General features: G+C 63.3%; 33 protein-coding genes. 30 read left to right on the forward strand and 3 right to left on the reverse strand.

Annotation, left to right across the window (positions count from 1 at the left end; all coding sequences use genetic code 11):
- Window positions 1-133 precede the first annotated feature (133 nt).
- The 27 genes from NN5_RS11175 (at window position 134) to NN5_RS11295 (ending at window position 15,771) form a co-directional block, all read left to right on the forward strand.
- The gene (locus NN5_RS11175; protein WP_021688184.1) at window positions 134-1,354 is read left to right on the forward strand and encodes a hypothetical protein; all 1,221 of its coding nucleotides are present in this window, start codon (window positions 134-136) and stop codon (window positions 1,352-1,354) included.
- Window positions 1,355-1,363: 9 nt separating this feature from the next.
- The gene (locus NN5_RS27415; RefSeq protein ID WP_157034366.1) at window positions 1,364-1,504 is read left to right on the forward strand and encodes a DUF5983 family protein; all 141 of its coding nucleotides are present in this window, start codon (window positions 1,364-1,366) and stop codon (window positions 1,502-1,504) included.
- Between the two features lie 73 nt (window positions 1,505-1,577).
- The gene (locus tag NN5_RS11180) at window positions 1,578-2,225 is read left to right on the forward strand and encodes a hypothetical protein (protein WP_021688183.1); all 648 of its coding nucleotides are present in this window, start codon (window positions 1,578-1,580) and stop codon (window positions 2,223-2,225) included.
- Window positions 2,226-2,236: 11 nt separating this feature from the next.
- The gene (locus NN5_RS11185; RefSeq protein ID WP_021688182.1) at window positions 2,237-2,698 is read left to right on the forward strand and encodes a hypothetical protein; all 462 of its coding nucleotides are present in this window, start codon (window positions 2,237-2,239) and stop codon (window positions 2,696-2,698) included.
- Window positions 2,699-2,741: 43 nt separating this feature from the next.
- Window positions 2,742-3,497 (forward strand): hypothetical protein, encoded by a 756-nt coding sequence (locus tag NN5_RS11190; RefSeq protein ID WP_021688181.1) that lies wholly within the window; start codon window positions 2,742-2,744, stop codon window positions 3,495-3,497.
- Window positions 3,498-3,502: 5 nt separating this feature from the next.
- The gene (locus tag NN5_RS11195) at window positions 3,503-3,982 is read left to right on the forward strand and encodes a hypothetical protein (RefSeq protein ID WP_021688180.1); all 480 of its coding nucleotides are present in this window, start codon (window positions 3,503-3,505) and stop codon (window positions 3,980-3,982) included.
- Between the two features lie 108 nt (window positions 3,983-4,090).
- On the forward strand, window positions 4,091-4,492 hold the full coding sequence (locus NN5_RS11200) for a hypothetical protein (RefSeq protein ID WP_021688179.1): 402 nt from the start codon (window positions 4,091-4,093) through the stop codon (window positions 4,490-4,492).
- Window positions 4,493-4,632: 140 nt separating this feature from the next.
- Window positions 4,633-4,827, forward strand: coding sequence for a hypothetical protein (locus NN5_RS11205; protein WP_021688178.1), 195 nt, complete (start codon window positions 4,633-4,635; stop codon window positions 4,825-4,827).
- 132 nt (window positions 4,828-4,959) lie between these two features.
- Entirely contained in the window at window positions 4,960-6,444 is a 1,485-nt protein-coding gene (locus tag NN5_RS11210; protein ID WP_021688177.1) for a DUF3560 domain-containing protein, read from the forward strand.
- The gene (locus NN5_RS26530; protein WP_021688176.1) at window positions 6,441-6,947 is read left to right on the forward strand and encodes a hypothetical protein; all 507 of its coding nucleotides are present in this window, start codon (window positions 6,441-6,443) and stop codon (window positions 6,945-6,947) included. The genes NN5_RS11210 and NN5_RS26530 overlap by 4 nt, the downstream gene beginning before the upstream one ends.
- Window positions 6,948-6,949: 2 nt before the next feature.
- Window positions 6,950-7,390, forward strand: coding sequence for a hypothetical protein (locus NN5_RS11220; RefSeq protein WP_021688175.1), 441 nt, complete (start codon window positions 6,950-6,952; stop codon window positions 7,388-7,390).
- Between the two features lie 147 nt (window positions 7,391-7,537).
- Window positions 7,538-9,238, forward strand: coding sequence for an ATP-binding protein (locus tag NN5_RS11225; protein WP_021688174.1), 1,701 nt, complete (start codon window positions 7,538-7,540; stop codon window positions 9,236-9,238).
- A gap of 72 nt (window positions 9,239-9,310) precedes the next feature.
- Window positions 9,311-9,901 (forward strand): DUF1419 domain-containing protein, encoded by a 591-nt coding sequence (locus NN5_RS11230; protein ID WP_021688173.1) that lies wholly within the window; start codon window positions 9,311-9,313, stop codon window positions 9,899-9,901.
- A 44-nt stretch (window positions 9,902-9,945) separates the two neighbouring features.
- Complete coding sequence (locus NN5_RS11235; protein WP_040714537.1) at window positions 9,946-10,305, forward strand: hypothetical protein; 360 nt, start codon at window positions 9,946-9,948, stop codon at window positions 10,303-10,305.
- On the forward strand, window positions 10,298-10,432 hold the full coding sequence (locus NN5_RS27185; RefSeq protein ID WP_257721801.1) for a hypothetical protein: 135 nt from the start codon (window positions 10,298-10,300) through the stop codon (window positions 10,430-10,432). The genes NN5_RS11235 and NN5_RS27185 overlap by 8 nt, the downstream gene beginning before the upstream one ends.
- Before the next feature lie 138 nt (window positions 10,433-10,570).
- A complete protein-coding gene (locus tag NN5_RS11240) occupies window positions 10,571-11,110 on the forward strand; it encodes a hypothetical protein (RefSeq protein WP_021688171.1) in 540 nt (179 codons plus the stop codon).
- Window positions 11,107-11,472 carry a DUF6283 family protein gene (locus tag NN5_RS11245; RefSeq protein ID WP_021688170.1) on the forward strand — a complete coding sequence of 122 codons (366 nt, stop codon included), beginning with the start codon at window positions 11,107-11,109 and terminating at the stop codon, window positions 11,470-11,472. Before NN5_RS11240 ends, NN5_RS11245 begins: the two co-directional genes overlap by 4 nt.
- 83 nt (window positions 11,473-11,555) lie before the next feature.
- Window positions 11,556-11,978: a hypothetical protein gene (locus NN5_RS11250; protein ID WP_021688169.1), complete on the forward strand. Its 423-nt coding sequence runs from the start codon at window positions 11,556-11,558 to the stop codon at window positions 11,976-11,978.
- Window positions 11,975-12,175, forward strand: coding sequence for a hypothetical protein (locus NN5_RS11255; protein WP_021688168.1), 201 nt, complete (start codon window positions 11,975-11,977; stop codon window positions 12,173-12,175). Before NN5_RS11250 ends, NN5_RS11255 begins: the two co-directional genes overlap by 4 nt.
- Before the next feature lie 64 nt (window positions 12,176-12,239).
- Entirely contained in the window at window positions 12,240-12,428 is a 189-nt protein-coding gene (locus tag NN5_RS11260; RefSeq protein ID WP_021688167.1) for a hypothetical protein, read from the forward strand.
- A gap of 28 nt (window positions 12,429-12,456) precedes the next feature.
- On the forward strand, window positions 12,457-12,651 hold the full coding sequence (locus NN5_RS11265) for a hypothetical protein (protein WP_021688166.1): 195 nt from the start codon (window positions 12,457-12,459) through the stop codon (window positions 12,649-12,651).
- Window positions 12,648-13,196, forward strand: a complete 549-nt coding sequence (locus NN5_RS11270; RefSeq protein WP_021688165.1) for a hypothetical protein — start codon at window positions 12,648-12,650, stop codon at window positions 13,194-13,196. Before NN5_RS11265 ends, NN5_RS11270 begins: the two co-directional genes overlap by 4 nt.
- Window positions 13,197-13,271: 75 nt before the next feature.
- A complete protein-coding gene (locus NN5_RS11275) occupies window positions 13,272-13,787 on the forward strand; it encodes a hypothetical protein (protein ID WP_021688164.1) in 516 nt (171 codons plus the stop codon).
- Window positions 13,788-13,865: 78 nt separating this feature from the next.
- Window positions 13,866-14,267 carry a hypothetical protein gene (locus tag NN5_RS11280; protein ID WP_021688163.1) on the forward strand — a complete coding sequence of 134 codons (402 nt, stop codon included), beginning with the start codon at window positions 13,866-13,868 and terminating at the stop codon, window positions 14,265-14,267.
- 270 nt (window positions 14,268-14,537) lie between these two features.
- Complete coding sequence (locus NN5_RS26535) at window positions 14,538-14,990, forward strand: hypothetical protein (RefSeq protein ID WP_021688162.1); 453 nt, start codon at window positions 14,538-14,540, stop codon at window positions 14,988-14,990.
- A 117-nt stretch (window positions 14,991-15,107) separates the two neighbouring features.
- Window positions 15,108-15,359, forward strand: coding sequence for a type II toxin-antitoxin system prevent-host-death family antitoxin (locus tag NN5_RS11290; RefSeq protein ID WP_030090526.1), 252 nt, complete (start codon window positions 15,108-15,110; stop codon window positions 15,357-15,359).
- Window positions 15,349-15,771: a putative toxin-antitoxin system toxin component, PIN family gene (locus NN5_RS11295; RefSeq protein ID WP_021688160.1), complete on the forward strand. Its 423-nt coding sequence runs from the start codon at window positions 15,349-15,351 to the stop codon at window positions 15,769-15,771. Before NN5_RS11290 ends, NN5_RS11295 begins: the two co-directional genes overlap by 11 nt.
- Before the next feature lie 26 nt (window positions 15,772-15,797).
- Here the strand turns inward: NN5_RS11295 and NN5_RS26310 are convergent, their stop codons facing one another.
- Both NN5_RS26310 and NN5_RS11300 read right to left on the reverse strand, forming a co-directional pair.
- Window positions 15,798-15,947: a hypothetical protein gene (locus NN5_RS26310; protein WP_021688159.1), complete on the reverse strand. Its 150-nt coding sequence runs from the start codon at window positions 15,945-15,947 to the stop codon at window positions 15,798-15,800.
- A gap of 292 nt (window positions 15,948-16,239) precedes the next feature.
- Entirely contained in the window at window positions 16,240-16,635 is a 396-nt protein-coding gene (locus tag NN5_RS11300; RefSeq protein WP_021688158.1) for a hypothetical protein, read from the reverse strand.
- Between the two features lie 86 nt (window positions 16,636-16,721).
- Between NN5_RS11300 and NN5_RS11305 the strand changes: the two genes are divergently transcribed.
- The 3 genes from NN5_RS11305 (at window position 16,722) to NN5_RS11315 (ending at window position 19,137) form a co-directional block, all read left to right on the forward strand.
- Entirely contained in the window at window positions 16,722-16,976 is a 255-nt protein-coding gene (locus NN5_RS11305) for a DUF5818 domain-containing protein (RefSeq protein ID WP_030090527.1), read from the forward strand.
- 574 nt (window positions 16,977-17,550) lie between these two features.
- A complete protein-coding gene (locus NN5_RS11310; protein WP_021688156.1) occupies window positions 17,551-18,030 on the forward strand; it encodes a DUF736 domain-containing protein in 480 nt (159 codons plus the stop codon).
- Window positions 18,031-18,111: 81 nt separating this feature from the next.
- Entirely contained in the window at window positions 18,112-19,137 is a 1,026-nt protein-coding gene (locus NN5_RS11315) for a DUF2493 domain-containing protein (RefSeq protein ID WP_021688155.1), read from the forward strand.
- 164 nt (window positions 19,138-19,301) lie between these two features.
- Here the strand turns inward: NN5_RS11315 and NN5_RS11320 are convergent, their stop codons facing one another.
- Window positions 19,302-19,625 (reverse strand): hypothetical protein, encoded by a 324-nt coding sequence (locus NN5_RS11320; RefSeq protein ID WP_021688154.1) that lies wholly within the window; start codon window positions 19,623-19,625, stop codon window positions 19,302-19,304.
- Window positions 19,626-19,749: the final 124 nt, after the last annotated feature.

Here is a 19,749-nt window from a genome sequence, read left to right on the forward strand (position 1 = left end):
CCCGCCCCGTGCGGCCATAGGGAGTGAAGGGGGAAGTAGGGAAGGGAGCAGGCGCGTGTGTCCAAATGGGCCACGGACCACCACACCCCGGTTTTGCGCGGCGTGGGCTCTCCCTTCTTCGGAGACGTTCCCCATGACCACTCCCAGATCCGCGCCATGGACGGCGCAGGAAATCGCTACGCTGCGCGCCTGGTATCCGGCCGAAGGGCATAGCGTTGCGCAGCGGCTGCCGGGCCGAAGCATCCATGCCTTGCAGGTCAAGGCCCACAAGCTCGGCCTGAAGACAGCCCATAGAAATGCCGCGCCCAGACCGCGCCTTGGTGGCGGGGATCTCGACGAAGCCATCCGACTGCGCGAGGTCGAGAACTGGTCGTTCAGCGCCATCGGCAAACATTTCGGTATCTGCGAAGCCAGCGCCTGCAATGCGGTGACGATCGCCCTTTGTGTCCGGCGTGGATATCGTCCCGCAGAGCGCGATCAGCATGGCCGCCTGACGGCCGAGGGCATCGAGCGGCTGCGCTATGCCTTGAAGAAGGGTTACAAGGGCATCGACATCCAGTTGCGTCTTGGCGTGTCGGCGGCCTGCGTATCCGAGCAGCGCCGCCGGTATAACCGTGAACTGCTTGCCCGCGGCAAGGCACCGCTGCCGCCGCCGGGCGGCGGTCAGGCCTATAGTGGCGTGAAGCTGTCGCCGGCGAAGCGCAGAAAGGTCGAGGACCTCTTCCTGCAGGGGCTTGGCACTCAGAAGATCGCCGATCGCACCGGCGTGTCGCGGACGAGCTGCACGCGCATCAGGGCCCGGCTTTTGCGGCGCCTGCGCCGCAAGGGAGAAACGCTCCCCGGATGCGATGCCGCCGGGGTCCGGCATGTTCATGCCCAGAGCGCCCGTTTCGTCACCGATGAGCAGAAAGACCTTCTGCGCGCGATGCTGCTCGATCACGTGCCCGTCCAGCGCGCCGCGCGCGAACTCGTGATCGGCGCATCGAGCGCCTATCGTCTTCGGGATGCATTTGCCGCCGAACTGGCGGGCGAAGGACAAGTGTTGCCGCCCCCCAGACGCCCCGGCCGGGCTCGCCATGCGCCGGTGCGTAGCTCGTCATGGCCTCCAGCTTCGCCTCGGGAGATCTATGCGTTCCGGCGTCTGCTCGGCACGATGGCCTTCGACGAGGCGAAAGCGCACTGGGAGGAAACGCGGCGAGCAGAGGCAAGGGCGGCACGCGATGCCGCCGCGACCCGCAAGCTCACGTTCGAAGAGCAGCTTGCCAAGGTTGCGTCCGGCGAACTGGGCATCACACGCGGCTTCGTTCGCAACCATCTCGAACCGCGGCGTCCCCTGCAGGTGACCATCGCGTGATCGCGACCGGTGTCGGCGCGCCCGTGCCGCCGGCATCTCCCGGCCGATCTTGTCAGTGCGCTGGCGTTCGCGCGCGGACTGGGCTGCAATTATCTGATCCTGGACCGCGACGCGTCCACGACCGATCGGCTCGCCTGCTACGAATGGTGACGGCCTGATCGAGGGGAGGGGGAAGGAGTGAGGCGGGCGTGATGATGCGCTCAGGTCTCAGGAGCAGAACCCCATGTCCTATGACGCCGCGTTTCGCTTTCAGCAGGCGCTCGACCCTTCCGCGCTGACCACGCTTGCCGGAGGGCTGAATGTCCTGATCCAGGCAATCGACGAGTGCCATCGCAACCATATTGACGTGGAGCGTGATCCGGCCGTCCTGTTGCTGGTGCGCCATCTCGGCAACATAGCAACCGAGAACCGTCCGCCCCAGACCGAGTTGCGCCGTGCCTGCGTCGAAGCCGTCGGCGCCGCCGAACGCACGCCTATCCTGGTGACGCTTGCACGGCGCGGGGTCGACTATGACAGCGAGGCGAAGGCCATTTTTCACCAGGAGGGCCGCGCCGCACTGCGACGGCTCGCCGAGGCGCTCGGCCTCCAACGGAACGAATTTCAGATTCGTTCAAATATGGCTGGGGGCGCCTGCTCGGGTGAAATTATTCTTCACGCCGCCCATCTCTATATCCAGCTCGATCTGGGCTGCATGGGCCCCGGCCACGAGGTGATGTTTCGTAGCTGCAAAGGCCGCGAGGATTATGTCGGCGGCCGCAATCACTTCGCTTCCGTGGCGGAGCTGATCGAGCCCGCTAGGCTCGCCGAACGTATCCGCCGCGACCTCGATCTTCCCCAACCGGACGCCGCTGCAACCCGGCTCTTCGCCTGAGGACAATCATCATGGAAATCATCGTCACCCGTTCCCGCATCGCGGGGACGCTGCCGCACTATGTCTATCGCGCGCTGGTCCCTGCCGACAAGGTCGCGGCCGAACGCCGGGCATTGACCGGCACGGTTGTCGGGCCGAAACATGTCGGGCGTCTCCCGTGCGTTCGCATCTCTCCGTTGCTGGCGCCCGATCGCTATTACGCGATGCCGCATGCCGAGCGGGCCGCGCTTGCCTCCCGCATCGCCGCTCTGGGACGCCGGATCGAAACCTTGATCATCCAGGCCAGCTTCCCGGAGATGACCGCGGCCTTCACACCCATCGTCTTCCAGCTCGATGCCGATCCCGGTGACGCCTTCACCTGGATCGACATCGATGATCTGACGGCTGCTTTCGACCGCCTCGAGCCGCGGTTCGCCGACCTCACCGCCTTTGATCTCGGCCTTTCCCAGGACGCTGCCCGCTGCGCCGCCTGATGCCCGCACCGATCCCGCATCCTCACTATCCGGAGAATTCGACATGGATATTTTCGTCGCCAACGGAACGCATTTCTCGCAACCGTCCAAAATCACGAGCTATCACACCAGCGAACGCGAAGCCCGGATTGCCGCGACCCGGTTGGTGAACCAGCTTCGCGCCGACCTCGATTCCGAGGCCCTGCCGCCGATCGACGTCGGCAGCTGGGAGATGGGGCTGATCGCGGCGCAATGCCGTCACCTCGCCGCGCTCGGCATCGACATCAGCGACATGGACCATGACGACCTCGCGGATGCGGCCGGCTGCGATGTGTGGATCGAAAAGGCCGACCTCCAGGGGGTAACGGTTCTCGCACTCAACGATCGGGAACTCTCGACCGTGCTTGCGGCATTGCGTGACCACCAGCGATGCCACTGTGGGGCCGACCTTGACGATGTCGCCAGCAATCTCGGTCGGCATGAGCCGCTGACTTCGGATGAGATCGATGGCCTCTGCATGCGGATCAACGGCGGTGAACTGACTCCACAGGAAGCCAATGTCGTGATCGAACTCGATGGCGGTCTTGTCCAGGGCATCATCGCCGACAGGCCGATCACGGTGCGTGTCGTCGATTATGATGTCGAGGGCGCCGATCCCGATGATCTCCTGCTGGTCTCACGCGACAATGGCGATCCCGTCCCTGCCTCCATCAGCAGTTGGGCCGTGGAGGACGCCTGCATCGATCCGGATTGGATAGCCCGCCTCGATGCAGCCAGTGCCTCGGACGGCCGAGCCACGGCACAAATGGCAGCGGAGTGACCGCCATGGGCGTTATCGGACATAACTACATTCGCAAGGTCGAGAACTTCGACGGCTATGAGGTTCTCGCGCACCCGCTTGCCCATCGCGACGATCGCGTCTTCCATCGCGGTGAAGCCGAAACCTCCCGCGTCTCGATCACCTATGCATCGCATGATGTGCAGATAGCGCGACCGACAGGTATCGGAAGCAGGGGTCGCATTGCTATCCTGATGCACAGCGGTCTGGGTTGCCGCGTGCTCGAGTTCTACGAGAGCGCCTTGCCGATCGCCACAATATTGCTCTCCCTTCCGGAGCGCGAACAATATGCCCTTGCCTATGCGCTCTTCGAGCAGGCCGATGAATGCGCTGGCGGCGCTCGTGCGGCCGAAGCGCAACGATGGGCCGATGCGTTCGTGGACGGACGCATTCGCAAACGCCGCAGCGGCGGCAGGCGCTATGTCCATATCGAGACGCCAGACGAGAAAGCGCTTCGGCGTTCCTAGCCGCGGTTGGGGATACCGTCTGCACGACTGCCGGGTCCCGGCCGATTTCTGCGCTCATCATCCCGGCGGTGAGCCGGTGTATTCACCCGTTCCGAAAGGCCATATTCCATGGACAAACCATCTTCGTCGACGAGCATGTCGCAACTGCCGATCATGACCCGTGCCGATGCGGAAAGCATCGGCTTCGCGACCTTCAACCATGTTCCGACCTTGCCGGTCGATATTCCGGACGGCGGCTTCACCATCAGCGCGAAAACCAGCGAGGGGCTGCGCGTCACCTTCTATTTCGGGCCATACCACACAGGCGGGCCGCCGCGCTTCATCGACATCCAATATCGAGATTCGGCGATGACCGTACCCGGAGGCGACGGATCGCCGGTGCCGGTGTTCGATATGCTGACGATCGCGGAGAAGGGGATTCACCGCTACGACAGCCGCAAGGCCGATACTTCCGAAAAGCCGTCGATCGCTGTCGTGCTGCTCGAAACGCCGGAAACCCGCGGTGAATGAGGTCGTCGTCGAATTCGCCTGAAAAGGCGCCTGAAGCTGCCCATCCCGAAATCCTGGCGCGAATGGTTGGGCGCGCCGGTCGTGCCGCCCGCGCCGCGGGCCATCCCTTGCCACCCACCATTTCCACAAGGAGCATCTGCATGACGACTACCGACATCGATACCGCGACCGCCGAGCAACTCGCGCCCATCCTCTACGCAGCCATTCAGCGCCTCGGCCAGCTCGGCCGCACCGGGGCGGTCGCGCTCGCCGCGTTGGTCGAAGACGACGACGCTGATTTTGAGGAAGCCTCGAGCTGGATTGGCGACATAGCCGCAGGAGACCTGCGCGAATAGCCCATCCGACACCAACATTCCCCGTTTTCCACGAAGCCCGGCCATCGCGCCGGGCTTCGTGATTCCGGGGAGCGCAGATGCACCGCCTTGCCCCGAAACCTGATGATCGCGGACCGCTCGAAAAAACGATCGATGACCAGCTTTACCGCAACCTACAGCCCCGAGGACAACAAGATCCGCATTTACGCATCATCGCGCCTTGATGCCGAGACCTATGCACAGGTCAAGGAGGCCGGGTTCAAATGGGCTCCGAAACAGGAGCTGTTCGTCGCGCCCAGGTGGACGCCGCAACGCGAGGACCTGGCCATCGAACTGGCTGGCGAGATCGAGGCGGAAGAGATGACCCTGGCCGAGCGCGCCGCGATGAAGGCCGAACGGCTCGAGGGCCTTGCAGACAAGCGCCACGCCCAAGCCAACGCCTTTGCGCGCCGCGCGGACGAACTGTCGCAGGCCTTCTATATGGGCCAGCCGATCCTTGTCGGTCATCATAGCGAGCGCGGTGCGCGCAAGACCCAGGAACGCATGCACTCCGCCATGACAGCGGCCGTGAAGGCCGAGAAGGCCGCGGGCTACTGGCTCGGCCGCGCGAGCAGCGCCGAGCATTACGCCAGCAGGAAGAGTGATCCGCGCGTCCGCGCCAACCGGATCAAGATGCTGCTGGCGGAACTGCGCGACCTTCAGCGCGGCATCAACAGGGCCCATGCGGCGCTGGCGATCTGGGAGGAGATCACGACCGACGAACAGATCCGCCATGCGCTCGGCAACAGGGATTCCCGCGAACTCTGGTCAGGCTATGATCTCTACTACAAGGTCGACAAGGGCGAGATCACGCCTGCCGACGCACGGCAGCAATGCATCGACGGGGCAACGCTCGCCGTCAACGGCCCCAACCGCGGCCGCTGGATCGAGCACGTCCTGCACCGGCTCGCATTCGAGCGTTCCATGCTGGGCGACGTGCCGCGCTATGATGGCGAACTGACCCCGGTCATCATCCAGGCCTTCGCTCGTGAGCATGGCGCGGAAAGCCCCAAATGCACCGCGATCGCGGCGGCAGTCTTCCGGCTCGAAAGCCCGGTCCCGCTTCCGGCGCATATCGCGTCGGCATCCACCCTTGAATTGAGCGAGAGCGACTGGCGCGACCTGATGCAGGGGTGCGGCTACACGGTGCCCGAGAAAAAGACGCGGCGTGCTTCGCGTAAGCCGGATGCCGTGCCGCTGATCAATCCGTCCGCCGAACAGGCCCGGCAATTGCAGGCCGTCTGGAATCTGCGGATGGTCGCGGCCTGCAAGGGCAAGTATGGCGCAGCCAAACCCGCGGAAATCTATACGACGACGCAGGCGATCTATTCGGAAAACTCCAAAGGGGACTATGCCCTCTTCAAGACCGTCGAGATAGCCGCCGATGGCCGCCGCGTCCGGATGGATTGGCAAGGACATGAGCGCGTGCGGTCTGGCGAGCCGGTGGCCCGCATTCGTATCTCGACGATCGGCAGCGAGTTCTACAAGCCGGATTCAGTGGTGGTGATCACCGACAAGCCGGGCAAGCCGCTACCGATCGACCTCGATGCTCTGGAAGCCGACGCCCGCCATGCCGCGGCCGAGGAGACCGCAGCATGAAAACCGGCGTCTCTTCCCGGCCCGCGGAGCCATCACGGATCGCTGTCCGGCCGCGCAGCGTCTGCGCAAAGGCTGAGATCGCGCCCGCTGCGGAAAACCGAAGCCGCGCGATGCTGATGGATAGTCTCGAAACCGCTGCCTGCCTCTGGGAGGCCGTGCTGACATTGCGCGATCATCCCAGTTCCGATCCCGACGCTATCGCCCTGGCGCTGGCCATCCGCCAAACCTGCAATGCGGTCGGCACGGCTGACCTGCGCTTGACCGTCGTGGGCTGGGCCAGCGCGGTCGAGGCGGCCTGGAGCGTTGTCGCCAACAGCTACGACCTGTGTTTCGACTGGGACTTCGTGCCGGACTGGATCGTCGATCATATCGACTGGTCCGATCCTTTCCATCCCACAATAAAGCCGGAACCCGTGCCGCAAGATCCGGGTCGTGCTGCGGCCGATGAACCTGTCGCCGCCCAGCCGCCCGCCTGGCGGCCGTCTGCCGACGAAAGGAACTGACCATGGGACGCTCGGTATCCCATCCCGGCGGAGCGCATGTCGCGTTCTCGCAGTGGGACGCGGGCTGGATCGAGGATGACGACGATTCCGGCACCCGCCATTTCGATGAATTTGCCGCACAGGATGACTGGGACTTCATCGTCGCGGATTTTCGGGAACAGGTGCTCGCACTCTATCCTTCGGCATGGGCGCATGACGGCTGGATCGATCGTGAAGACCGGATTGTCGCCATGAACGGCTATGCCCGCTTCGGCCTCTCGGAATATTGCGGTTGCATAGCCTATTGGGTGGTCTTGCGGGACGATATCGATGTCGGCCAGGAAGGGCTGGCACAGCGATGGTTCGACCGGATCGGGCCAAAATTCGAGCAGCGTTTCGCGACCCTTGTCCGCCTGGGCAGCTTCTCGAACGGCGAGTCCGTCTATCGGCGCATCGCCGCCTGACCGCCCGACTCGCCGATCCATTTTTCGTCCATTCCGCGCTCGCGGTGCCCCATCGGGGTGCTGCATCCCAATCGCGCAATCGCGCCGCGAAGGGGAGGGGGCGGGATTTGGGGGCGATGATGAGGTCGCAGAAATCCGGAGGCTCCCATGACCTTTCCCACGACAATCAATACGATGGTCAGTCCGTCGCTGCTCACCAAAATCAGCCGCTTCAGTGATGGTGGGGTGCTGGCCGCCCTCCTCGAAATTATCCAGAACGCACGTCGAGCTGGCGCGAAGCGCATCGATATCACCCAGGTTAAGGCCGATCAGGGACTTGTGCTGCGCATCCGCGACGACGGGTGCGGTATCGCCGATCCGGTCAAGTTTCTGGCGCTCGGCGATTCCGGCTGGGATGAGAAGATCGCGCGATCGGAGGATCCCGCGGGCATGGGTGTGTTCAGTCTTGCCGGCCATCATGTGACCGTGCGCTCCCATCCCGCCGCGATCGGCGCGGCCTGGCAAGTGTCGATCCCTCCGCACGCATGGGAAAGCGGCCAGGCGCTCGACGTCATCCCTTCCTCGCTCGACCAGGGCACGGAAATCGAGATCGACCTGCCCGAGGCGTGGGCGCAGCAATTGGAACAGTCCGTCAAGAGCGCGGCTCGTTTCTGCCCGGTGTCGATCTGGTTCGATGGCAACCGGCAACCGTACGAGAATTTCCTTCATGGCGCCGTGCGGATCGAGGAATGGGAAGGCTGCCGCATCGGCGTCTTCACCGATAAATATGATCTCCATCGCGAACAGCCCAGGATCAACTTCCACGGGCTTACCGTGTGCTGCCGGCTGCCGTTCGTCAGCGACGCCGATGGCGGCCGGGGCTGGTATGCCAAGGTCGATATCGTCGACACCTGCCCAATTCGGTTTGTCCTGCCAGCGCGCAAGGAAATTTTGCAGGGGGCCGCGCTCGAGGCGCTGCGCGAAGCCTGTGAGGCGGCGATCTTCCGCACCATCGCCCGCAAAGGCCACCATCGGCTTTCCTTTGCCCATTGGCAGCGCGCCAGGGCACTCGGCATATCCCTGCCGGAAGCAGCCCCCTGGCTCCATGAATGGACGCCGCGCACGGCGGAAACCGATGGCGTTCCGATCGGCGAACGGGTGGCGGGCGAGCCGATGATCCTGATGCCGGCGGACCAGACCCACATCGAGCAAGCCGTGAACCGCGCGGTTGCTTCAGGACGGCCGCTCGGCGCGGCGCTGGTACGTCCGATCGACGATTTCGCGGGATATGTCTGGTATAATGCCATCCCGCGGGTGCTCGGCTGTTCCTTCCGTATCGAGCGGGGTGAAGGCGACATCTGCGACTACGGTGCGGACATGGAACCGCCATCCGATTTTCGCTCCGGGCGGGTCGAGGCAATCTCCCTCGAAATCGCCGTGCAGGGGCAGGACGTTCCCACCGAAAACGTCGATGTGATCGTGCTTCCCGCCGATGTCCTGATCATGCCACCCGATCGCTGGACCGATCTTGAGGAGGTCATCATCCTGCTCGGAGCCGACAGCGCGATCACGCCCTGCGAACTTGCCTCGCTGATCGAAGCTGCCTGTTTCTATCCCGATGAGGATTGCGATGCCGACAGCTATCATACCCAGCAGGCGGCGTTCGAGATGCAGGCGCGCTTCGTCGCGAACATGTTGCTGCTCGGTGAGGATGCCGCGGTCCTCGAACGCGTCCGCGAGGCGATGCGCGAGCATGTCGCCTGGCTGATCCCCAAGGACCGGGCGATCAGGATGCAGGCTGTCAACCATCGGGTCGAGGCCAGCTTCGCGGACAATGACGACATGTCCGTGCTCAGCGCCGTCGAATAGCCCCTTCCCATACCAGCCTGCCAGGCGTGCTGTCGCGCGCCGCGGCGGGCCATGTCCATGAGGAACCGCCCCATGACCCAAGCTCCGCCATTCAGGAAGATTTTCGACGGCGTCGCGACGCGCGAGCAGATGTTCGAGCTGTTCAACCGCGTCCCAGACTGCCCCTGTGAGGATCGTATTTCGGGAAAGGCCTTTGAGAATAGCTGGTTTGAAATCGAGAGCACCTCCTACGAATACATGCTCGAGATGCTGCCGCCATTGTTCATGCGCGCCGGGATGTTCGCGATGTCCGAACTCAAGGCCGGTTTCGTCGGCTCTGTCTTTTTCGAGATCGTGATCGGACGCACCCGCTGGTTCACCGGCTATTGCAACCTTGGTCACCGCCATAGCCCTGACGCGATGCGCGCGGCGATTGTCGAGCATGAGACAACGGGCACCGCCGGCCTGTCGCGCGACGCAAAGCTCGACCTGATATGGGCGCGCACGCCTGCCGACTATCGCGGTCTTGCCGGGGAGGCCGCTCCCGATTCCTGGCCTCCCGAACACCGCGGCAAGCGTGTCATCCTTGTCCATCAACCCGGCGTCGGCACGGTCCAGAAGCTTCTCGAAGATCTTACGGACGACGAGATCAGCGCCCGGCTGCCCATAGATCCGATGATCTAGCCGGTCGGCAACCATGCGGACCAACATCCCCAAAGGAATTTGCCATGACAATGCAACGCAAGGTGCTGGTCGTGATGCGATCCAGCCATCTCCACACCGAGCTGGTCGAGGTGACCGCGAAGGTGAACGTGATCGGCGACGCCATGAACCCCAAGGTCGAAGCAGACCTAGCGGTGATCGAAGGTCTCGCGCGCAAGGCTATGCGACAGCAAGAGCCGCTGTCCGGCCAGGAGCAACCCGGCTTCGGCCCTTTCGGCGACCCAGAGGCCGCCTTCGATCTCGATTTCGTCCTGTGCGCTCTGATCGACGCCGCGATGAACCGGGGCCGGATCGTGCCGGTCAAGCAGGTCGCGACGGAGACCGTCGAGCGGTGGGGCAGGGGATCGGAGACGAACGATGCCTAGATATTCCGTCGACGTGAAAGCGTTCATCTCCGTCATCGTCGATGCGGATGACGCCACCGAGGCGCGGGAACGGGCCGATCATTTTGTGGAATGGCTGTCCCCGACAATCGAGCAAATCGACGACTAAAGCGCCAACCATGATCCGATCGATACCGATACCGGCCCGTTCGATATCGATGGCGAAAGCTGCGTCGAGGCGATCGGCGACTGAGCCGGCTTCGTGCTCTCGACCTCCATTCTGTCCTTTTCATCGAGGAGCCCGAAAATGGCCAATCACTATCTGCAAACGGCGTTCGCCATTCCGGTGACGCCGGCGGAAGCGTTGCTGCTCAAGGAATGCTTCGCCGTGTCGGCGCAGCTGTCCAGCGACTTCGCAGAACTCTCGTCTGACAGCCTGCAAGCGGTGAAGACCTGTTACGCGTCGCTCAGCGAAGCCTTCAGGAACACCTTCCCGAAAAAGCCGGAAGAGGAAGATCCATTCGCGGACTTTCTCGATCTCTGGTCCGACCCGGGCTTCCCCGAGTTCGACGCCGACCTCATTATTCAAGGTGACCCGGAGGCCAGGACACAGTTCGCGTTCATCAGCGGCCATGAGGTCGACGTTCCGGCTCTCGCATCACTGATCCAGAAGGTCTGCAAATCCGCGCTGCCCTTCGGTTTTCAATGGGCGGAGGTGGCTGACAAGGACATCGCCGGCGCTTTCGGCGGCGGCTATTATGTCGTCACCGATACGGAAATATTCGGCGGCTCGACCCGGTGGCTCATGGCGGAGACGCTGCAAACCGCGCGGGCGGGCGCGACATGAAGCCGCTGCTCACGCGGCCGTGCAACGAATGCCCCTGGCGCCGCGATCATCCCGCCGGTTGGCTGGGCGGCTACCGGCCGGAGGATTTCACGCAGCAGATCCAGTTCGACGGGCCGCCGCTGCCTTGCCACAAGACCATTCCGGGCGACGGCAGCGATGCCCGCGCCATGTGCGCCGGCGCGCTCATCTTCATGCGCAACAGCTGCAAAGGCGCGCACCATCCCGATTATGGCGACGCGCTCGATACGGTCGAGCCGGATACCGAGACGGTATTCGCGTGGTCGCAGGAATTTCTAGAGCATCATAACAACCCGGCACAATGGATCGAGAGCGTCCGGGCCAGGATGATGCAGCGGCCCTGAGACCGCCAATAGCCTTCCATCCCCGATACAAGACCGGGCGCCTCGTGCGCCGCGTCCGGTCGAATCCGCCAGGGAGACATCCGATGAACGACGATCATTTCGACGGGCTGGTCAATGACGCGACCCATGCGGTCACCAACCTCATTCCCGACACCGTGCTGGACGGTCTTCGCGATAGGGAAAGGTCGGACCTGCTTTTCCAGATCAATGACGCGCTGACACCGATCCTGCGCGATGTGATCGACAGGACCGACACCGACAATCCGACCCGCGCCAGCACGGTTGCTGCCCTGATCTCCGAGTTGCTGGAGACCCATGCCCAAAAGTGCGACGAGGGCGGCGATTGCGAGGATGACCGTCCGCCGCACGTGATTTCGGAAATCCACGGCACCAGTGCCAATATCGACAGCATCGCGAGCTGCGACATGGAGACGGGGACGCAGATCTACCTCGTGCTGGACGATCGCACCTCGTTCCGCATCACCGTGGAAGCGATTGCCGCATGATCGAGATGCACATGGCGCTTCGCGCGCTCAGGCAGATCGCACTCGCTTCCACCCAGAGCGAACTCGATGTCGCCAGGATGGATGCCGCCGATATCCTCGACGAGGCCGGTTGGGAGAAGTCGGCGCGCACCGTCATCGACAGTATTGGCCTTCCGGTCGCCTCCGACGATGCGGAAGGCACACAGCAACAAGGCTGATCCCGCTGCCTATGCCCGCCTGCCGGGCACAAAGTTTCCTCACCGCAACATCATGGAGGATATCATGGCCCAACTGTCTCCCCTTCGTGGGGTCTTAGCAAGCGCGGAGCACGCATATGCCTGCGCGATTCAGCGCCGCAGCGCCACCGGCCGCAATCAGTATGTCATCCGCACCGGCAGTTCGATCCAGCCGTTCCGTGTGACGGAGACGCGTCCGGCGAAGGACGAGAATCTCGTCCTGCACGTCGCCTGACGGAATTCCCATCATCGAGGAGGCGCCAATGAACACTGCCGATCGATACCCGATTGCGCCTGGCATGTGGATCAGGACCGAGGAGAACGAGAAGCTCCTGTTCCTGCGATATTCCTCGACCGGCCACTGGGGCTTCTTTTCCGAGGACGGCCATCACACCGCGCGGGAATACAAGCTGCCGCTCGCGGGCCTCAAACCCTGGTACAAGGAACGCCGCCCATGAAAACGCACGCGCTGGCGAGCGGCCTTCGGGTCACTCTCAACAAGACCGAACTGCAGGCCTTGCTAGCGCTCGCGCGATATGGCGCCGAACAGATCGCGGCCGCACACCACTCCTATATCCTGCCCAGGCGGGGGGAAGCCGTGGCGGCGGACGTCATCCAGGGCCTCGAACAGGGGCTGTCGTCGGTCCGTTGGAAACAGGCAGAGGCCAAGGCACGACGCGATGCACCCAAGCGCGAAGCCGCGCGGCGCGCAGCACGCGAGCATTATGCCGTGATTGATGGATATAACGTGTGGGGCATGTTGGGAGACTGGACCGATCTCGCGGACGATCCCGACCGGCGCCAGTGGGCGGACCTGTTTAATCCTCTCACCGAAGCCCGTGAGCAGGCAGAAGTTCGCCGTAATGTCTGGCGGATATATATCAGCAAAGGCAGCGCGGCGGCGGACGATCTCATCGTCTATCCGGGCGATTGCACGCAGACCGCCGATCGGGGGGAAATCGGCGAACTCGCCCGACGTATCATCGCGCAACATCGGGAATGACGGCATCGGCCGTTCCGAAATGGCTCGCATGGAGAAAGGGGGAAGGGTGGCGGTGAACTTCCCTGGGAGCTTGCCATGACCGCCAGCGATTTTGCTACATACCATCGACCGGCTACGCCGCCTGTATTCATTTCCGGATCGCTTTCCATCCGGCAGCTTCCAGCCTGCGTGATGAAGCGGCTTGGCGTGATCATCGACCAGGAACTGCCTGTCGTGATCGGTGATGCCCCCGGCGCGGATGCTGCTATCCAGCACTTTCTTGCCGAGTGCGGCGTGCGTCACGTCACGATCTTCTGCGGTGGTTCCGTTCCCCGTCACAATATCGGCATATGGCCGGTCCGGCAGATCCGGGCCGATGCTCCTGCGGGCACACGCGCGTTCCATAGTGCGAAAGATCGGGAAATGGCCTGCCTCGCCGGCGCCGGGTTCGTCATATGGGACGGAGCAAGCCATGGCAGCCGCGCCAACATTCGGCGCCTGTGCGAGCGCGGGCGGTATGTCGTCGTCTATCTTCGCCCTGAAGACCGGTTCGTCACCCTCGCCAGCGATGCGGAACGGACGGCGTTCCTGGCGTCCGGCCGTCTCGGTTGACATTGCCGCGGCATAAGGGGCGCGGGGCTTCGCCATAAACCGCCTCACTCTTGAACTACCCTGACAGGAATAACGCCAATGACCGAAACCATCCGATTGTCCGCCGGAGATATCCGGCGACTACGAGAGATCGCCGAACGCATTGCTCGCCGTGACAGTTCGGCTGCCCGCTTTGCGATCGAGATTGCCGAGCGCGTCAGCCTCGTGACGGGCGATGCCGCCCTCAACATCCTCGCAATCAGCCAGGACCCGGATTGGGCGGACACCGATCTCAATCAGACATTCCCCTGGTCGCGCATCCGCGAGCGCCATATGCTTGTAAACGCCCGGGCGCTCTTCGACCTCTATATCTATGAACGGCCCGGCATCGGCGAGACCGGCGATCTTGTCTGCTGTGTCCAGGCCGAACTGGATGGACAGGGCCTCGTTGCCGTCCACGCCGACAGCGCCAGGGATGTCTGGCGCCGGTCGGATCTGTAGACTGTCCTCGGGCCCATTCGATACGATGAGTGCGATCGCGCACAGCAACCATGTCTTCGGGAACCCCGCCATGCGCCTATTCGGACTCTATGCCGGAAGCCGCGATGGCAGTTCGGTCTGGCTTGGGGCGGGGGCCTGCGACGCCGACGCCCGCGCGTTGGTGATCCGCTTGCAATGATGCGCCAATCCATCGGCCCAAGTGACTGATCGGCGATGATGAGATGCCGTCTCGCGGTCAGGAGTGGAGGGAGGGGGCGATAGTGATCCAAAATGGAGAACATCGCCATGTCCACCAGCGAAGAATCCTCGAAGGCTGTCGGAATCGTCGTGACCATCCGTGTGATCACGACCACTTCTGATATCGACATCGCAACACCGGAGCAGCTTGCACCCGTGCTCCATGCGGCAATTCAGCGCCTTGGGCAGCTCGGGCGGACGGGATCACTCGCGCTCGCCGCACTGGTCGATAGCGAAGACGACGATTACAATCATGGTTCCTTCTGGATCGACAGCATCGCCGAAGGCGTCAGCCACAGCTATTTCGAACGTCGAAAGGGACGTGCGATGTGGAAATTGCGATACTTCGCGAACGCAACCCGCCTGCTGTTCAAGGGCAATATCCGGTGGGTCATCTACCGCAAAGCTTTGCGCGAATGGCCTGTTGCCGTGGCCGGTAAGGACGGCGCCTATCAACTGGATCCCGATTTTTCGGCCCGCTGGTAGCGCCTGCATCCACGGCGCGCGCGCAAGCGCTGGCGCACAGACCGCTTGAAAGACAGGCTTCTCCTTCTTAGATAGTGAATCGAACGATTCGACCAATTCGGTCGAATGGAGGCAGCCATGCAGACCATCACCGCCAATGAAGCCAAGACCCGCTTCGGCGAACTGATCGACCGTGTACAGCGCGAGCCGGTGCGCGTGACCCGCCGCAATCGGGTTGTGGGTGTGATGGTTTCCCCGGAAGACTATGCAGCCATGCGGGCGTTCTACGCGGACAGGCTCGCCAGCACGCTACGCGAAACCGCCAACGAGGCCGCGCAGAAGGGCCTTACCGATAGCGAACTGGAGCGTCTGCTGTCCGATGAAGGGTGACAGGTTCGTTCTCGATACGAATGTCCTCATCAGCGCCGCGCTTTCAGCGGATTCGACCCCCGCAAGGGTGACGCTCTGGGTGATCGCCCATGCCCGGCTGATCTTCGCCGAGGCCACTTTCGAAGAATTCCGTTCCCGTCTTTGGCGTCCGAAATTCGACAGATATCTGACCATCGAGCGTCGAAATCAGATTCTACACGATTTCAGCGCAATCGCCGACTGGGTGGAGCTGAATGACGATGCTCTTCCGGTCAGCAGCCGAGATCCCGATGATGATATGTTCATCCGCGCCGCCATGGCCGGCTCGGCTCGCTGGCTGGTGAGTGGCCACAAGGATTTGCTGGACGTTCAGGGATTGCCGGCGATTACGATCCTGACGCCGGCGGACATGCTGAAGCGGATTTCCGCATAGCTCTGCCGACAAGGCGCTGGCGGCGGTCAGGCTCCTTCGAGCAGCCGCTCTCGTGCGAGATCAAGCGCGTGCGACAATCGCATCGCCACCACCTGATCCTTGGGGCCGGTCAGGCATTCGAGGGCCGCCTCCATCAGCTCGATGGCTTTTTTCAAACCTGGCTTTTCGTTTGTCATGTCTGCTTCTCCGTCCCGTCGCGCTCAGTCGGCGGGCACCCTCCCCGAAGGAGGATGCCGGCCCCTGAGCCGGACGGTAGAAAGACGCGAACAATAGAACGCGCGCCTGATCTTTAGCCGGAGCCTGGACATAATCAGGCAATCCGGCCGCAAGGCATGCGCCGACTCTATTGTTCGGAGTTTCTACTCTCCGGCCCACCACCGGCGGACACGCTCCTCTAAACCAATCGGGCAGCAACTGCCAATCGGTTCCGGGCGAAATTACCGGATGCCGCAGGTGGGGGCAGGATATTCAGCGTGTCGATAGACGCGCCGCTTCGACCGGCCGATACATATCCGCGCGATCACGCATCAGCTCCGTAAGCCAGACGAGATGGCTCGCCGCGTCCGCCAGCGGCAACGTGGCCACCGCATCGAACAAGCAGCGCTGATAAGGTGAACCGCGATCAAGAATATCGGCAAGGCGCTCGCGAGCGGGGCTATGGAGATCGCTGATCCCGGCATTGGCTTCGCGGGCCGCCTCCAGAAAGGCTTCGGCCAGCTCCTGCGTCTCGTAATATCCGGAATCCAGACCTTCCCCGAGGGCGAGGGCGGCGATCTCGCTGCGCACATCCGCGATGTCGGGATCGTTGACCGCATCGATCAGGGGCAGGCTGAAATCGAACCCGGTGAGATAGTCCGCAATCATGGGAAATCCTTTCTTCCAGGATTGGAACATAGGTCGAACATGTTTACAATCGGAATGATGCCCCGCAATAGGATCGTCGTGATCATATGCTTTTCCTCTTCCGCATGGGCCGCCTCGACCGGCGGATATCCCGCGCCGTGACCGCGGCGGCCGTTCCCCTGCGCCTTCAGGGACGTCTGCGCCGATCCGAGCGCGGTTTCCTCCTCGAGATGGAGGATGGCCACGTCTGGCGCCTCGAGGGCGCGCAGGATTTCCCGCCGCTGGTGGACGCGACCGTCATCGTCGAGGGACGCAAGGCGAGCCCCAGCCTCCTCGACGTTCTCTGGCTCGGGCCGGCGTAGCATCCCCAGAGGCACGCTCTGTTTCCTTCCTCAAGCGTCGCGCTCGCGGCACCGTTGCCGCGGACCTCGGCGAGGACGCCTCGGCCCGCAATCAGCGTCGCACGCGGTCTGTCATCCCACCCTGCGCCGCCTCGCAGGGTCTCGGCGTGCCAGGGCTGGTCCGGGCAAGCAAGGGCTGCCTCCGCCCAAGCTGCGGTAGAAGAAAATGGGCCTGCCGACGGGATTGCCTGATCCAAAGGTGTCGGCAGGCCCATTTTCTTCAACCTCCACTAGGGCGCAGCGCGACGTCCCTTGCTCACCCGGACCAGCCCTGACCCTTGAGCCCCGGCGAAGGCGGCTCCGGATGGGATGACAGACAGGCCCCGTCGCGTCCAACGCTGATCAGGAAGGAATGGCTTCGCCATGCTTTTCTTTGTTCGGGACGCTGCCGCGTCCGTTTTTCTTGGCTCAGGCTCACCAAATAGGATGAAAATCTGTCAAGAAAACAATGGCATATACTCGAAAAGGGGGAGGGGGTATAAGTATAGGTGCGGATGGGGATTGGCCCCGGAAGCATTTTTCAGGAGTATAGGTCATGAATATCGGTGAGTTCAATTTGAAGAAGGGCCGCCTGATTGGTTCGATTGCTACCCGTGCAATCGACCTGCCCAAGCTGGCCTTGCGTCCCGTCGAGAGCGACAACGAACTGGCCCCGGCTTATGAGATCGTCGCGCCCAATGTCGGGGGCCGCGTGGTGCAGATCGGCGCGCTTTGGGAAGCCACGGCCAAGCGGACCGGCGAAGTGTTCCTGCAAGGGAATATCGACGATCCGTCCATGTCCGAACCGCTCCCCATCGCGCTTTTCGGCACGGTCGAGGAAGGCTATCGCGTGGCATGGCGCAGGCAGGACCAGCGCGACGATTTCGGCCCTGCCGTCCGCTCCCCGCGCGACAATGCACCGTCCGGTTCCGGGCGCGGCGATGACTACGGGTTCGGGGACAGCACCGCCGATGCAAACGGCGGATTGTCGAGCCAAGGCGCCGCCGCCGATCTGGACGATGAAGTCGCGTTCTAGGCGCTGAACCAAGACGGGCCGGGGGAGTGGTGGAACACTTTCCCGGACCCTGACCGATCATCGAGCATCAGGAGCCATACCATGAGCAAGCAATCAGCTAAGGTAGCCGTTAGCACATTCGCCGACCTGCCGGAACTCTACGCCGAAGCCATCGCGACGAACCCGTTGGAAGCATCCTTTGGCGATCCGTTGCCGCTGTCGATCATCGAACCGGGCGACGAGCCGGGGGAATATGAGATGCCCGAACCCTTCGCGGCGCAGAAGGTTTGCGGCGAACTCATGACTTCGCTGCATGGCCTGCTGCACGACACGCGGCTTGACCCGCTCGCCCCGCAAATCGCTTGGGGTATCGTCAACAGCTTCCATTTCGTTGCGGGAACGCTGGAGCGTCAGGAGGATCGGCTTGCCGACAAGATCCGCGACATGACCCGGCGCATGGAACCGGGGGAGGTGTTCAACAAAGACCTTGAGGATACCCAGTTGCTTTGCCAGTCGCTCACCGAACAGCGCGCCGCTATCGAGGCGATGCGGGATTATGCCGCCGCGCTGTATCGCGCTTGCTGGCGCAAGGCATGGGCACCGACCAAGGGCAGCAAGGCTTCATCCGTCACCACCGCAAGCTATGTGAACGCGTTGGATTTCTTGCAGGAGCGCGCCCTTGCCAAGCGCGAGAAGCACCAGCCGCAAGGCCCTGTCGTCATCCTGTCCGGCCCCGCCATGTGGGAGGAATGGGAGCCGCTTTGGGCCAAGCTGGACGAGATCAAGGCGCGCGTGCCGCATATGACGCTTGTCACCACCGGGCAGCGCAAGGGCGTTGACGCCATCGCGGCGGCATGGGCGGCAAGGCAGGGCGTGCCCGTCGTCGCGTTCGGCCTCTACGGGGGAGGGAAGAAGCCCGCCTTCACCCGCAACAAGAAGCTGGCCGAGCTTGGCGCGGTGGAAGCCGTCCTTTGCGAGGGATCGGGCATTCAGGCCAATCTCTACCAGACCTTGCGCAAACAGGGCGTTCCCATTCACGCCTTCCGCAAGCCCAAGGATGCCCCTGCATCCCGCAAGCCGCAGGACGGCGAAGGCGATACATTCAGGCGCGCACGGCGCAGCGCCTGACAGCAGACAGCGCGGCGCTTCCCCCAAAGCGCCGCGCCGCTGACAGGACAACAGACCGGCCAAGGCTGGCGCGCATCCTTGCGCGCTGGCCTTTTGTCGTGCCGCCGGCCGCCGCCGCGCCTGACGGCGCGGCGGCGGGGAAGAAAAGGGAAGGGCCGACAGCTTCATGCCCCCGCCAAGGGCGTGGACGTGGCACCATCATTCCCCCTTGCGGGCGCCGGCGCGGCTGGCGCTTTCCCCGAACGGGAGACCTCGGGCGCGACCGACGCCCCCTTGAGCGCCGCCAGCGCACCCGCGCCGCCCAGCCGCAGCACATGGCCCAGCACGTCCCGGAACTCGCGTTCCGTCAGTTGCTCGATCGGCAGCGCTGTCACGATTGCCGCATAGCGATCGCGCAGCTTCTGGCGCGTGGCGGCAATCTCGCCCGCAATGCGTTTCTCGCGCGCTTCCAGATCAGCGAGCTTATCGCGTTCAGACATTTTCGGCATGACCAGTTTCCTTGTTCAGGCTGGCCCGCTCGTCACGCGATCCTTGTCGCACAGGCGCATCCGCGCCACAAGCGACCCCGCCGCATAGCGCGGCCTATCTCCCCTGATCGACCACCACCGCCAT

This window comes from Novosphingobium naphthalenivorans NBRC 102051, assembly GCF_001590985.1.
Taxonomy (GTDB): Bacteria; Pseudomonadota; Alphaproteobacteria; order Sphingomonadales; family Sphingomonadaceae; genus Novosphingobium; species Novosphingobium naphthalenivorans.